General features: G+C 68.6%; 12 protein-coding genes. 8 read left to right on the top strand and 4 right to left on the bottom strand.

Annotated features, from left to right (window positions below):
- Positions 1 to 15: 15 nt before the first annotated feature.
- From lolA to G020_RS0110425, 3 genes are all read right to left on the bottom strand, one after another.
- Positions 16 to 639: an outer membrane lipoprotein chaperone LolA gene (gene lolA, locus G020_RS0110435; RefSeq protein WP_019590591.1), complete on the bottom strand. Its 624-nt coding sequence runs from the start codon at positions 637 to 639 to the stop codon at positions 16 to 18.
- A 128-nt stretch (positions 640 to 767) separates the two neighbouring features.
- Positions 768 to 3,164: a DNA translocase FtsK gene (locus G020_RS0110430; RefSeq protein WP_019590592.1), complete on the bottom strand. Its 2,397-nt coding sequence runs from the start codon at positions 3,162 to 3,164 to the stop codon at positions 768 to 770.
- A gap of 55 nt (positions 3,165 to 3,219) precedes the next feature.
- Complete coding sequence (locus G020_RS0110425; protein ID WP_019590593.1) at positions 3,220 to 4,485, bottom strand: methyltransferase domain-containing protein; 1,266 nt, start codon at positions 4,483 to 4,485, stop codon at positions 3,220 to 3,222.
- 70 nt (positions 4,486 to 4,555) lie between these two features.
- On the opposite strand from G020_RS0110425, the gene G020_RS0110420 reads away from it, so the two are divergent.
- From G020_RS0110420 to G020_RS0110405, 4 genes are read left to right on the top strand one after another with little or no spacing between them, the layout of a single operon-like run.
- Positions 4,556 to 5,278 (top strand): hypothetical protein, encoded by a 723-nt coding sequence (locus tag G020_RS0110420; protein ID WP_019590594.1) that lies wholly within the window; start codon positions 4,556 to 4,558, stop codon positions 5,276 to 5,278.
- Between the two features lie 41 nt (positions 5,279 to 5,319).
- Positions 5,320 to 6,717 (top strand): MBL fold metallo-hydrolase RNA specificity domain-containing protein, encoded by a 1,398-nt coding sequence (locus G020_RS0110415; RefSeq protein ID WP_019590595.1) that lies wholly within the window; start codon positions 5,320 to 5,322, stop codon positions 6,715 to 6,717.
- Between the two features lie 57 nt (positions 6,718 to 6,774).
- Positions 6,775 to 8,436, top strand: coding sequence for a Na/Pi cotransporter family protein (locus tag G020_RS0110410; RefSeq protein ID WP_019590596.1), 1,662 nt, complete (start codon positions 6,775 to 6,777; stop codon positions 8,434 to 8,436).
- Between the two features lie 50 nt (positions 8,437 to 8,486).
- Complete coding sequence (locus G020_RS0110405; protein ID WP_018871185.1) at positions 8,487 to 9,596, top strand: RNA ligase; 1,110 nt, start codon at positions 8,487 to 8,489, stop codon at positions 9,594 to 9,596.
- Position 9,597: 1 nt separating this feature from the next.
- Here G020_RS0110405 and G020_RS0110400 read toward each other — a convergent pair whose 3' ends face one another.
- A complete protein-coding gene (locus G020_RS0110400) occupies positions 9,598 to 10,074 on the bottom strand; it encodes a YbhB/YbcL family Raf kinase inhibitor-like protein (RefSeq protein WP_019590597.1) in 477 nt (158 codons plus the stop codon).
- Between the two features lie 137 nt (positions 10,075 to 10,211).
- On the opposite strand from G020_RS0110400, the gene G020_RS0110395 reads away from it, so the two are divergent.
- From G020_RS0110395 to G020_RS0110380, 4 genes are all read left to right on the top strand, one after another.
- Positions 10,212 to 10,637, top strand: coding sequence for a hypothetical protein (locus tag G020_RS0110395; protein WP_019590598.1), 426 nt, complete (start codon positions 10,212 to 10,214; stop codon positions 10,635 to 10,637).
- Positions 10,638 to 10,726: 89 nt separating this feature from the next.
- Complete coding sequence (locus tag G020_RS0110390) at positions 10,727 to 11,554, top strand: hypothetical protein (protein WP_019021067.1); 828 nt, start codon at positions 10,727 to 10,729, stop codon at positions 11,552 to 11,554.
- Positions 11,547 to 13,316 carry a hypothetical protein gene (locus G020_RS0110385; protein WP_019590599.1) on the top strand — a complete coding sequence of 590 codons (1,770 nt, stop codon included), beginning with the start codon at positions 11,547 to 11,549 and terminating at the stop codon, positions 13,314 to 13,316. Before G020_RS0110390 ends, G020_RS0110385 begins: the two co-directional genes overlap by 8 nt.
- On the top strand, positions 13,309 to 14,280 hold the full coding sequence (locus tag G020_RS0110380) for a patatin-like phospholipase family protein (protein WP_231363074.1): 972 nt from the start codon (positions 13,309 to 13,311) through the stop codon (positions 14,278 to 14,280). Before G020_RS0110385 ends, G020_RS0110380 begins: the two co-directional genes overlap by 8 nt.

Genomic DNA, 14,280 nt, shown 5'->3' with positions numbered 1-14,280 from the left:
CCCGCCGGGAACGGGTCAGGGCCGGTAGACGTCGGCCCCGTCGGGCACCTCGAAGCGGAAGGTGTCCGGATCCAGCTCCGGGTTGCGCTCGCTGGCGCTGAACCGCACGTCGGTGACCTGCCCGAACAGGTCCTCGAACTGCATGCGCACCAGGTCGCCGTCCGGGGTCAGATCCAGCATCATGCGCACGAAATCCGCATGCTCGTCGCGCGGCAGCAGCAGCAGCCGCAGGGCCTCGCCATCCGGCACCGGCAGGATCATCGTGCGAAAGTGCGCCTCCAGCCGATCCGGCTGGCTGATGGCGGCGATCGGCGTGGCCTCCAGCGCGTCGCCCAGCGGGCGCACCGTGGCCTGCGCCAGATCCGGTTCGAACGTCCACAGTTCACGGCCATCGGACACCACCACCTGCGGGAACGGCTCGCGCACCTCCCAGTACAGCCGGTCGGGAAGCCCCAGATGCATCACCCCTTCGGATTCCTGCAGGGTGAAGCCGGTCTCGTCACTGACCGTCTGGGTGAACTCCGCGGAGAACGTCTCCAGGCCGGCCATGAAACGTTCCAGCGCCAGGCGGGCATCATCGGTCGCAGCCGCCGGCGCGGCGAACAGGAGCAGCAGTGCCGCCAGCAAGCCGGCGAGCATGGAAGACCCGCGCAGCGGGCCAGTGGCAAAACTCGGGGGACGCGGGTTCATGCGATCTCCGTCAGGGAAACTCGGATCAACAGATTGCGCGGCGACAGCTTAATCCGCAGTGAACGAGGCCGTGCACCTCACTCGTTCGAGCGATCGGGCACCAGCACCTCGCGATTGCCGTTGGACTGCACCGGGCTGACCAGTCCGGCGGTCTCCATGTCCTCCACGATCCGCGCGGCGCGGTTGTAGCCGATCTTCAGCCGTCGCTGTACGTAGGAAATGGAGGCCTTGCGCGACTCGGTGACGATCTGCACCGCCTGATCATAGAGCGGATCCGACTCCGATTCGTTCCCGTCACCCGATTCCAGCCCGGGAATCGCCGCCGCGCCGGCCTCCGGCTCGTCGAGGATCGCCTCGTTGTAGTCGGGTTCGCCGGTGGACTTGAGGTACTCCACCACCTGGTGCACCTCGTTGTCGCCCACGAACGCGCCGTGCACGCGCTCCGGCATCGCCTTGCCCGGCGGCAGATAGAGCATGTCGCCATGACCCAGCAGGTGCTCCGCGCCCATCTGGTCGAGGATGGTGCGGGAATCCACCCGCGAGGACACCTGGAAGGCGATGCGACTGGGGATGTTGGCCTTGATCAGGCCGGTGATCACGTCCACCGACGGGCGCTGGGTGGCGAGGATCAGGTGCAGCCCGGCCGCGCGTGCCTTCTGCGCCAGGCGCGCGATCAGCTCCTCCACCTTCTTGCCCACCACCATCATCATGTCGGCGAACTCGTCGACCACGATCACGATGAACGGCAGCGGCTCCAGCTCCGGCGCCTCGGTCGCGGTGACCGACTGCGCCGGGTCGAACAGCGGATCCTTCAGCGGCTCGCCGGCGGCGCGCGCGTCGCGCACCTTCTTGTTGAAACCGCCGATGTTGCGTACCCCCAGCGCCGACATCAGCTTGTAGCGCCGTTCCATCTCGCCCACCGCCCAGCGCAGGGCGTTGGACGCGTCCTTCATGTCGGTGACCACCGGGCACAGCAGATGCGGGATGCCCTCGTAGACCGACAGCTCCAGCATCTTGGGGTCGATCAGGATCAGCCGCACTTCTTCCGGGGTGGCCTTGTACAGCAGCGACAGCAGCATCGCGTTGACGCCCACCGACTTGCCGGAACCGGTGGTGCCGGCCACCAGCAGATGCGGCATCTTCGCCAGATCGGCCATCACCGGCGCGCCGCCGATGTCCTTGCCCAGGGCCATGGTCAGCGGCGACTTGCCGGAGTCGAACTTCTCCGAACGCAGGATCTCGCTGAGCGCGACGATCTCGCGGTTGTCGTTGGGGATCTCCAGACCCACCGTGGAGCGTCCGGGGATCACCTCGACGATGCGCACCGCGATTACCGACAGCGAACGCGCCAGGTCGGTGGACAGGCCGGAGATGCGCGAGGCCTTGACCCCGGGGGCCGGCTGCAGCTCGAAGCGGGTGATCACCGGCCCCGGCTGCACCGCGACCACCTCGACCTCCACGCCGAAGTCCTTCAGCTTGAGCTCCACCTGGCGCGACAACGCCTGCAGGGCCTCTTCCGAATGCCCCTCGGAGGCCGCCGGGGGTTCGTCCAGCAGGCCCAGTGGCGGGATCGGATCGGCGCCCTCGCCGGCGGTAAACAGCGGGACTTGCTTTTCCTTCTCCACTCGCGGGCTGGGCGGCGGGGTCTCGACCTTCGGCTCCACCCGTTTCGGCGGACGGTCGGCGGTGCGTTTGCGCTCCTTGTCCACGCGTTCTTCGCGCCCGGCCCGCTGCTGGCGGCCGATGCGGCGGTCGCGCGCCAGCTCCAGCCGCGCCCTTGCGGCCTCCCAGCCGCGCACCAGCGCACGCCCCAGGCCATCCATCAGCGCAAACCACGACAGCCCGGTGAACAGCGTGACCCCGGCAAGGAACAGCGCCAGCAGCACCAGCGTGCCGCCGACCAGGCCCAGCCCGGCGACCGCCCAGCCGCCGAACAGATCGCCCAGGATCCCCCCGGCGTGCACCGGCATCCCGCCCGGCAACAGGTGCAGGGCCGCCAGCGCCGAACCGGCGATCAGCGCCACCATCAGGGCCGCGCCGCGCACGCCGATCTCCAGGGCACTGGCCATGCGCGCATCCCGCCGGTGCCGGAACAGCCACCAGCCGATGCCGGCGACCGCCAGCGGGATCAGGAAGGCCAGATGGCCCAGCAGGTGAAAGGCGATGTCGGCGAACCACGCCCCGGTGGTTCCGCCGAGATTGCGCGTCCCGTCACCGTCCCCGGTAGTGGACCAGGCGGCGTCACCCGGGTGATAGGTCACCAGGGCCACCAGCAGGTACAGCGCCAGCATGCCGAAGATCAGCAGCGCGCCCTCGCGGAGCCCGCGCAGCAGTTGACCGCTGAGCGTCGGCGGTGCGGGAGGCTCCGGCGTCTTCGTATCCCGAGCCCGCGCCTGCTTCGGGCCCGGTTTCTGACCCTGTTTCTGGCCCGAATTCTGGCTCTTGCTTCCCGATTTGGCCTTGCTTGCGGCCATGCATTCCCCGTCGGTTCCGGCCCGCATGCGCGGGTATCTCGAATCAGGATGCAGTTTACCGGTTAAGAGCCCCGCCGTGGGGACTTGTACCCCATACCGCAAAAACCGGATCCGCATGGTCCAGGCGGCCTGCGTAAGGGTCATCCGCCGGCCGCGGCAGGCCGCGCAGGCTGAACGTGGTCAGGTCGACGAAACCCGCCTCCAGGAACCGGTCCAGCACCAGTCCCATGCGCTCGAAGTCGAACAGCCGTTCCCAGACCGCGATCGCCCTGGTGGGGAAGCAGCGATCCGAAAACGTCACCACGAACACGCCACCCGGGCGGAGCACCTCCCGCACCGAGGCAAAGACCGCGCCGGGCCGGGTCAGATATTCGACCGAAGCGGTACAGACCACCACGTCCAGGCTGTCCGCCGGGAATGGCAGACGGGGACAGGCATTCAGGTCCTGCACCAGGGCCTGGCTCAGCGCCGGGTTGGCGGCCAGCTCTTCCCGGTTCATGCCCAGACCGACGACCGCCTCCGGCTCGGCAACCCCGTCCAGATGCGATGCCCAGCTCGCCATGAGATCCAGCACCCGCGCCCCCGGCGGTACCAGCGCGGCGTACAGTGCCGCGACCCCGGCGCGCGCGGTGGCATCCAGATGGTGGACCATGCGCGGCCGGGCGTAGAACGCCGCATCGTCCGCCGGATCTTCCCGCTCGCAGGCGCCGCCGCTCCAGAAATCCGTCGGAACCCCGCGCCAGCGGGCCTGCATCCCGGGCCCGCGTTCGGTCAGCCGCCCGGTCACGTCGACCGGGGACCCCTCGCGGCTTTCGGGATGTACCCCCAGCAGCCGACCGGTCAGACGCAGCTCGCGCCCCGCGAGGGGGTGGTTCAGGTCCGCCAGCAGGCGGTCCTCTTCCAGGGCCCCCACGCGAAACAGGGCCCGGTCCCCTTTCTCGATCCCGGCATGTCCGGCGATGAACCCCCGCGGATAGAACCTTCCGGCCCGCGGCTCGACCACCCGGTGGCGCCGCAACCGCCGGTTGAAGGCCGCCGGCGACAGCTCCACGACCCCTGCGGGATCGGCCGCGGGTACCAGGGACGCCGCCGGCCATTCGCAGGCCTCGCCCGGCGAACTTCCGCTCAGGCCGGAACCATCGCCGGCGGGCCAGAGATCCCGTTCGGGATCCAGGCGCGGGAGGTACAGGCATTCGCGATGGCGGGCCTCGCCACTGCTCCAGTCCAGCGTCCAGCCGACATCGGCCGCCCCTCCTGCCGACAGTGCCCCGGCATCCGGGATCTCGACCATGCCCGACTCGGGTACAAACGGATCCAGCATGCCGTTCTCCTTTCGTTCCCCTGCGTTATCATGCGGCGAACCGCCCGTACGCGGCCACCCGGAGGGAGCCATGACCGAGCCTTCACCCGTCCTGCTCGTCGCCGTGATTGCCGGCGATCTGGAGGAACGCGCCGTGCATATCGCCGCCGAGGAGGGCGCGCCGAAACCGTCGCTGCACGAGGGCTTCGGCATCGGCTTTCCGGAGCACATGCGTTTTTTCGGCGTGACCTACCAGGGACTCGAATCGGTGTGCATCTGGAAGACCGATCCGGCACGCGGTGAACGCATCGCGCGGCGGCTGAACCTGGAACTGGACCTGCTGCAGCCCTATAACGGCCTGGCCTTTACCCTGGAGGCCTCCGACGACACCGATGCGCTGCTGGACATGGCCAATGCCCGCCCGCAGGCCCCGTGCGCGCCCGGACACGCGCCGCCCCCGCCGGCCGCCGGACTGCCGCTGTCGCTGCTGGCGGTGATGTTCCCCGACGCCGATCGCGATGCGGCGGTGGAGATCGTGCGCCGGGGCGGCGGCGCCGGGCTCACCCTCATGGATGCACGCAACGCCACCACCGACCACCATCCGCGCATCCTCAGCCTGCACTACGAGGGCGCCCGCACCCTGCTGCTGGCGATCCTGGAGACCGGTCACGGCGAACGCCTGCGCACCACGCTGGACACCGAACTGGGACTCGCCGCGCGCGGACGCGGCCTCGGGCTGGTGCTGCCACTGCGCGGAGTGGCCGGGCTCAAACCGGAGCAGATCGAGCGGCTGCTGGAAGACGGCGACCGCTGACCCCCTGCGACCGCCCCGCCAAAGCCGGTACACTGCGCGGCATGGCACAGCTTACCTTTCAGGGCGCCACCGGCGAGGTCACCGGTTCGCGCTATCGCATCGACACCGACCACGCCCGTTACCTGCTCGAATGCGGCATGCAGCAGGGCGGCAGCGACGCCGACGAGCACAACCGCGCCTCGCTGGCCGAGGTGGCGGCGAACACCGACGCCGTGATCCTCTCGCACGGCCATCTGGACCACTCGGGCCTGCTGCCGAAACTGGTGCGCGACGGCTACCGCGGCCCGATCTTCTGCACGCCGGGGACGCTGGAACTGCTGGACATCATGCTGCGCGACTCGGCCTTCGTGATGGCGAAGGACATCGAATGGGAGAACAAGTGGCGCGCGCGCAACGACCGCGAGCTGCTGGAGCCGCTGTACGACGAACAGGACGTGGAGACCACGCTCGAACTGTGCGAGCCGGTCTCCTACGGCCAGCCCCGGCATCTGGACGACGGCTCGCGTCTGACCTTCCACGACGCCGGGCACATCCTGGGTGCCGCCATCGTCGAACTGGTGGTGCCGTCCGGCGGCCGCGAGCGGCGGCTGCTCTTCTCCGGCGACCTCGGCAACCCCGAGTCGGTGCTGATGAACGAGCCCGCACGCCCGGAGCAGGCCGACCACGTACTGCTGGAAAGCACCTACGGCGACCGTGACCACCGCCCGCTGGAAGAAACCATCGACGAGTTCGCGCAGATCCTGCAGGAGGCCTGGGACGATGGCGGCAACGTGCTGATCCCCGCCTTCGCCGTGGGCCGCACGCAGGAAATCCTCTACCACCTGGGCATGCTGCACCACGCCGGACGGGTGCCGCAGCAGAAGATCTTTCTCGACAGCCCGATGGGGATCCGCGTCACCGAGCTCTACGCGCGCTGCCGCCAGTCCCTGAACTCGGAAGACCTGGAGCGGCTGCATCAGGCGGCCAACGGGAATCCGCGGGAATACCTCCCGCCGCTGGAGTTCACCCGCACGGTGGAAGAATCCATGGCCATCAACCGCATCTCCGGCGGCGCGATCATCATCGCCGGCGCCGGGATGTGCAACGGCGGCCGTATCCGCCACCACCTCAAATACAACCTCGAACGACGCAGCACGCATCTCGTGATCGCCGGTTTCCAGGCCGCCGGGACCCTCGGCCGCCAGCTGGTGGACGGCGCCCGCTCGGTCAAGATCCACGGCGACGACATCGCGGTGAAGGGCCATGTGCATACCCTGGGCGGGCTCTCCGCGCACGCCGGCCAGTCCCGGCTCCTCGACTGGGCCGCCGGCTTCCGCGACCGACCGGTCTTCCATCTGGTGCACGGCGAACCGGCCGCGCGCGAGGCCCTGGCGCAGGTGATGCGCGAACGCGACCTGGACGCCCGCATCCCGGACTATGGCGACACCATCGAGCTGTAGCCGCCACCCGATCCCGGGCCCGGAAAAGGGCTCGGGATCGGGCATCGGGGTACAACCATGACCGGAGCCCCCGACACCGGCGCCCTGGCGCTGATCGCCGGTTTCCTCGGCGGTCTGGGCCTGTTCCTGCTGGGCATGCACCTCCTCACCGACGGTCTGCGCACCGCCGGGGGCAAGGCCCTGCGCCGGATCCTCGGCAGCTGGACCCGCAGCCGCAGCCGGGCGCTGGCCACCGGCGTGGGCGTGACCGCGCTGGTGCAGTCCTCCAGCGCCGTCACCCTGGCGATCATCGGCTTCGCCAACGCGGGCCTGCTGACCCTGGGCCAGTCGGTCTGGGTCATCTTCGGCTCCAATGTGGGCACCACCGTGACCGGCTGGCTGGTCTCCATCCTCGGGCTGGAGATCCGCATCGAGGCCTTTGCCCTGCCGGCGATCGGGGCCGGCGCACTGATGTACATCATCACCCGCGGCGCGCGCCTGCCCTACCTGGGGCTCGCGCTGGCGGGGTTCGGCCTGCTGTTCCTCGGCATCGACGTGCTGCGGGTCACTTTCGTGGATCTCGGCGACACCGTGGACCTGGGGGCACTGGCGCGTCCCGGCTTCCTCGGGCTGGTGATCATGGTCGCCATCGGCATGCTGCTGACGCTGGCCATGCAGAGCTCGTCGGCGGCCATGGCCATGGCCCTGACCGCCGCCATGAGCGGCGCGATCCCGCTGGAGGCGGCCGCCGCCGCGGTCATCGGCTCCAACCTGGGGACCACCATCAAGGCGGTGCTCGTCGTGATCGGGGCCACCGCCAATGCCAAGCGCGTGGCCGCCGCACACGTACTGTTCAACGGCCTGACCGCGATCGTGGCCCTGCTGATGCTGCCGTGGTTCCTTGCCGCCATCGAATGGATCTGGGGCGGACCGGAGGCCGCCCCCGCCCCGGCCATGCTGCTGGCCCTGTTCCACACCGCATTCAACGTGCTCGGCGTGATCCTGATGATCCCGCTGGCCCGACCGATGATCCGGCGGCTGCAGCGGCACTTCGGCGGCGCGGATCTGGACGAGGCACGTCCCCGCCACCTCGACGACAGCAGCGCCCGGGTCCCGGAGCTGGCCCTGCAGTCACTCACCATGGAGGTCGACCGCGCCGGCGAACTGGCCTACCGCATGGCGCGCGACGCCCTCGCCGAGACCCCGCCGTCCGAATGGGGCCTGCGTCAGCGGCTCGATGTCGTCGAACGACTGGTGGAGGCCATCGGCGAGTTCGCCAACCGCGCCGGGCGGGTGTCGATGGCGGACGCCACGGCCGAAGGGATCGCCGAGGCGGTGCGGGTCGCCCGCTACCATCAGGACATCGCCGCGCGCGCCGCCGAGATCGCCGAACTGCGCCGCAGCGCCAGCGATGACACCACTGCGGAGATGACCGCGCGGCGCCGTGCCTGGCAGGGCCGCGTGATCCGCGCCCTGGACTGGGCCCGCCTGGAGGCCGACGAGGAGACGGCCGGGACGCCTGCGGAGGAGGTGTCCCGCGCGGTGGAGGACGTTGAAGCCGCCTATCAGGAACTCAAGGCGGCGCTGCTGCGCGAGGGCACCTTCGGCGCACTGTCGATGGCGGAGATGGACCGCCAGCTGCGCATCATCAGCCTCGCCCGCCGCCTGGCCGGCCAGGCGGCCCGGGCGCACGAGCGCGGGACCGCCCTGCACGCCCTCGCCGGCAACGGCCCGGGCTGAGGCGTGCCGGCGCAATGTACGCGCCCGCGGCCGGGGCGATACACTGAGGCATGGACGCCGCAACCCTCGAACAGGCCCTGGAACAGGGCCGCGCCCGCGAGCAGCAGTTCGCGGACCTGACCTCCCACCGCCTGCTGGAGAGTGTGGATGGCTTTCCGCGCGGCAGCGTGGTGCTGCCCGACGGGCGCGTGCTGCCGGGCTACCCTTCCATCGCCCGCATCCAGTCGCTGGCCGCCGGCCTGCCGCGCCAGTTCGACGGCCCGTTCCGGGCCGAGGAGAAGATCGACGGCTTCAACGTGCGCATCCTGCGCGAGGGCGACGCGATCTACGCGTTCTCGCGCGGCGGATTCGTGTGCCCGTTCGCCACCGACCGGGTGCCGGATTTCGTCGACCCGCAGGTGTTCGAGGAGGACCCGGAGCTGATCCTGTGCGCCGAGATCGCCGGCCCCGACACCCCGTACATGGAGGGCACCAGTGCTCAGGTGGAACACGACATCCAGCTGTTCGTGTTCGACATGATGCGCCGCGATCACGCGGGCTTTCTGCCGCATGCCGACAAGCAGCGCCGGATCGAGCGCCATGGTCTGCCGCAGCCGGCGCAGCACGGTGTCTTCCACCCCGACGAGCTCGAGGCCCTGCGCCATCGGATCCTGGAACTGGACGCGCGCGGGGTGGAGGGGCTGGTGCTCAAGGCCGAGGACAACGGCACGCGCGCCAAGTACGTGACCGGCCGTTCCTGCATCAACGACATCCGTGTCTGCAGCGGGCAGCTGCTGGACCTGCCCGCGGAGTATTTCACCCACCGCCTGATGCGGCTTGCGGTCTTCCTGACCGAGCACGGACACACCGGCGACCCGGAGATCGAGCGCGCCCTCGGGCGCGCTTTCCTCGAGGGCATGGACGACGCGGTCGCCTCCAGCGAGCAGACCGGCCATGTCGGCCAGCACTATCGCTGCCGCTTCCGCGAGCGCGCCAACGCCCTGCGGTTCATCGAGCACATGCGCACCACTGGCGGACGCCATGTACGCGTCGACCCCGCCAGCCCGCAGCCCGAGACGGGCGAGCGGGAAGGCTACTGGCGGGTGGACCTGGAGCGCCGCTTCGACCGCATGACCGGCACCCTGGCCTCGGCCCTGCGCGGCGACTCGCAGTTCGACTGAATCAGTCGCGGGTGTAGGTGCCCACCAGCCGGTTCATGCCGATCACGTGCGGTTCGGCGCGTTCCAGGAATTGCTCCATGGTCAGCCCGGGCGGGGCCTGCAGATCGGCATCCAGGGCCATGACCCAGAAGAAATAGTGATGCACCCCATGACCGCCCGGGGGCATCGGCCCGCCGTAGCCGTTGCGGTCAAAGTCCGTGTGCCCGTTGGTCCCCAGCGAGGTGCCGGCTTCCAGCTCGGAGACATCGGGCGGCAGGTTGTACAGCACCCAGTGCACGAAGCCGTAGGACCCGGGCTTGACCAGCGGGGCATCGGGATCGTGACAGAGGATCGCGAACCCGCGGGTGCCCTCGGGCGCGCCGCGCCACGCCAGCGGCGGGGAGACATCCTCGCCCTCGCCGGTGTAGCGCGCCGGGATCTTCCCGCGCGACTCGAACTCCGGGCTGGTGAGCTGCATGTCGGACAGCGCAAAACCCATAAGGACCTCCTGGCACGTTGGTGTGGCCTGTAGCCACCTCACCGTAGCGACCCTGCCGGCTTGATGCCAGGGGGTGGCTCGGGCGAAACCTGTGCCCATTTGCAGCGCCGGCCGGGCTGCCTGATCATACCGGCGTGATGACCCGCTGGCTGCGCAATCCGTTCCGTCGCAGGAATCCGCTGGACACCGCCGCGCGCGCGGTGGACCGGGGGCGCGCCGGCGTGGAAACCGTGCTGGGCCTGCCGCACCGCCTGGCGGTGCCGCTGCTGCAGCGCCATTTCGGCGATGCGGCGGTGCCCTCCAGCGAGGGCTTTCGCGAACACGGCCGCGACGGTTCCTGGACGCTTCCCGCGCCCGCCCCGGAGTTCTCCGTGCGGCTGGATGCCGACTCCGGGGGACGCCTGGTCCACGGCCGCATCACCGGTTCCGGCCCTTACGCCGGACTGGTGGTCTTCAGCGACTGGAGCCCGGACCACCCGGCCGCGGTCTGGCAGATCCGCGTCGAGGAACCGGCCGGAGAACAGGCCACTGCCCTGCAGGATTACCTGCTTAAGGGGTCCTGAACGAGATTTGCGTCACATCTTCTGGCGTGCAATGATTCAACCTGCCTGTTCTTCTGGGTATTGACCCGACCGCATTCTACGGACAGATCATGCCAGACACCCGGACCATCGTCCGCTTTGCCGGGCTCAACGACCGCGTCGACCGCGAACCGGCACTGCGCACCCTCGAACGGGCCCTGTCGATCCACGCGGATCCGTCGCCCCACGGCGGGCCGCCTCGGGCGCGCGCCGAGGAAATCCTGTGTGACCCCGGCGCGCAAATCGCGTCCTTTGCTGACCCCGCAGAGGCAAAACACCTGGTCCAGCGACTGGAACGCAACGGCATCCACTGCGATATGGCGACCGCGGAAGACAGCACGGACGGCGAGGACGAAGCCACGCCGTTGTTCGGTAGCGATGCCGGCTTCCGGGAAATGCGCCAGTGTCCGCACTGCGGCGAACGCCAGGAAGCCGCGCGACAGACCTGCATCGCCTGCGGGCACGTGATGGACGATACCCGACCCCGGCCGGCACCACGCCGGCGCGCACCCGCCGCGGAATCACCCGCAGTACCAGCCGGAAGACCCGACGCCGACACGACGCACGAAGGGCCCGGCTACCACACGCGGCCTATCTTGCCAGGACGAGTTTCACTGGTCTTGCTGACCGTCGCCCTGGTCGGCGGAGGCTACAGCCTCTGGGGCCCGGAACTCGCTCCCCCGGACGAAGACCCCGAGACCCCCTCATCCATCATTTCTCCGGAGATGGCGGAGTCGGAGTCGGCCGGACCGACCTATGATCCGGAAGCCGGGGTGAACCCCTACGCCGAGCGCCTCGAAGAACTCGGGGTCGATACCGAACAGATGCAGGAGACCGTCGGAGCAAGCGACGCCGTCCCGCAGCTGGACCGAACCATGGAGATGGAAGAGCATGAGTGAAGCCCTCGCGGAACAGCAGAAAACCGATGACCGGCAGCGCGTCTTCGCCGCGGACCGGCTGGAACTGCCCGAGGGCATCATCCGCGAGCTGATGGAGCTGGATCCCATCGCGGATCCGGACTGGAAGAAACGCCTGGAGGCCAACCTTCGTCAGCTCGGTGAAAACGAGCGAAAATACGCGTTTCATCAATACCTGGAACCCAAGGGGATCCGCTACAACGCCAAACTGAAACAGCTGGAGTACGAACCGCCGCTGACCTTCGAGCAGGCCTTCCACAATACCTCCAGCCCGGAACTGCGGGATATTGGCGCCCGCCTGAAACAGGCTCAGGAGGATATCGACAGCGCCGAGACGCCCGAGGCCTTCGCCGACCACCTGGAAGGTTCGCTGTCCCTGCTGGACGAATTCGATACCGGCGACGACCTGGCCCTGCAGAAACAGAAAAAGGCCCTGCGCGACGCCTACCTGTTCCGGTTGGTCGAGCTGACGCGCCGGGCATCGTTCACCGTGGGCCGCAACTATCGCGGGATCAGTGCTGCCAACGTGAAGCGCTACACCATCGAGGTGTTCCTGAAGCACCAGCTGCTCGGCTATCGGTTCCGGACCCTTCCGGTCACCACGCTGGAAGAAGACCCGCACCCCTTCATCCGGGACGTCGTCGCTCCGGAGGCGCGTACGCGTCAGTGCGACATCGTACGGACAGCCACCACCATCTACCTGATCGCTCCCACGGAGGGCGACCATCTCAACCCGTTCTCGGTACGCCGCTTCCTGCGCGAGGAAGTCACGGGCGACCGCTTCGTCCACTTCAACGCGGCGGTCATACCGGCGAAGCACGAGAGCCTGGACCAGGAAAATGTCCAGAAAGTCGTGCAATTCACCCTGACCCGGATGGTCACGCTGCAACGCAAGCTGAGCGGCAACATCGTCGCGGCGGTGGAGGAGTTGTGGAAGGCCCAGCACGACTATCTGGCCCCGATGCTGCGCGAACCCATCGACCCGGGCACCTCGTCACTGGACCACGCCATCACGCGGCGGGTGATGCACTTCGAGAAGGCGGTAGCAAACGAGATCCTCCGGGAGATGGACCGACTCCTTCGCGAGGAGGCCAGCACGCCGGACGATTTCGATTACCTGTACATGAGCCTGCGGCGCCTGCTGATCGAACTGGCGGGCGAGGTCCGGGACTTCGGCATGGATTCGGCGGCCCGCTGGAGCCGCAAGACCGACGAGCTGGATCTCCGCGTGATCTCCATGCTGCGCCTGCTGGAGAAAATGCGCACGCATATTTTTTCGGTCGATGCCGGTGCCGACGACGCGGAGGGACGCAAGGAGCTGGAGGAATTCCAGAGCGAGTTGAACAAACTTCTCAAACAGGCCGAAGACCAGGAACTGGCCCTGCGCGAACGCCTGCAGGAGGCCCAGGCCCGGGAAGAACGTTCGCGCCGCTTCTATCAGCACTGGCTGGAGACCATGCTACGGGGCTTTCGCAAGCCGGAAACCGCCGAAGAAGTTCAGGAGCGAATCCGCAAGAACCGTTTTGACTGCTATATCGAGGCGATCCGTCTGCAGAAGCGCAACCGGCGCTACTCCGTCTACCTCGAGTTCGAGGAACTGACCCCCATCAAGGAGGGCGTCCGGCACTACGCCATCCCCCGCGGACGTCAGGGAGTGAGCCAGCTGCCAGCAATCCTGCGCATGTCCGAAGACATGGAGACGTTCAGCATAACCGCAGTCAAAAACGCCCTGACCCTTGGCTAGTTCCAACAGGATCGCCCCCAGAACGGTATCGCTCGTCCTCGGCAGCGGCGGCGCTCGCGGTCTCGCCGAGATCGGAGTCATCCGCTGGCTGGAAGACCATGCAAACTACGAGATCCGGACGATTGCCGGCTCCTCCATGGGGGCGGTGGTCGGCGGCATCTATGCGGCCGGGCAGCTGGACACCTACGAGGAATGGGTGTGCACCCTGCGGCGCCAGGACGTCTGGCGACTGCTGGATTTCTCGTTCTCCGGGGCCGGTTTGTTCCGCGGCGAACGCCTGGTCGAGAAGCTCCGCGAGATGCTGGGCGATACCGACATCCGCAATCTGCCCATCCGCTTTACCGCGGTGGCCACGGACATCGAACGCGAGCGCGAGGTGTGGCTCAACGAGGGGGCGCTGTTCGACGCCATTCGCGCGTCCATCGCCATCCCCACGGTATTCACCCCGGTGCGCCTGAACGGGCGGCTGCTGGTGGACGGCGGCCTGCTCAACCCGGTCCCCATCGCTCCGACCCTGTACGACGACAGCGACGTCACCATCGCGGTCAGTCTCAACGGACGGGTGGACGAGCGTCTGGGTCCGAAACGCAGTTCGCCCGGGGACCATCAGGGGGGGTCCACCGCCACTCGCCTGCGCGACGGCCTGCGCAGCGCACGCGACGTGCTGCCCGACCGCATCGGCTCCTGGCTGCAGGACTGGCAGGGGCGTCTGGGCCTGGACGAGGCGGACCCACAGCTGAGCCGGGAACAGGAGGCGCGGGCGCTGGGAATGATCGACATGGTCTCGCATTCCATCGAGGCCATGCAGGGCAGCATCGCGCGTTTCCGCGTCGCCGCCTACAACCCCGAGCACCTGATCGAGGTGCCCGTGAACGCCTGCGGGGTGTTCGACTTCCACCGCGCGCGGGAGATGATCGATCTGGGATACGAGCTGGCCGAACGCCGTTTCGCGCTGGAGCGGTAA

Origin of the sequence: Thioalkalivibrio sp. ALR17-21, assembly GCF_000420185.1 — a bacterium.
Taxonomy (GTDB): Bacteria; Pseudomonadota; Gammaproteobacteria; order Ectothiorhodospirales; family Ectothiorhodospiraceae; genus Thioalkalivibrio; species Thioalkalivibrio halophilus.
Note: the sequence above shows the minus strand (reverse complement) of the source record. Positions and strands in the feature narration are given on the sequence as shown.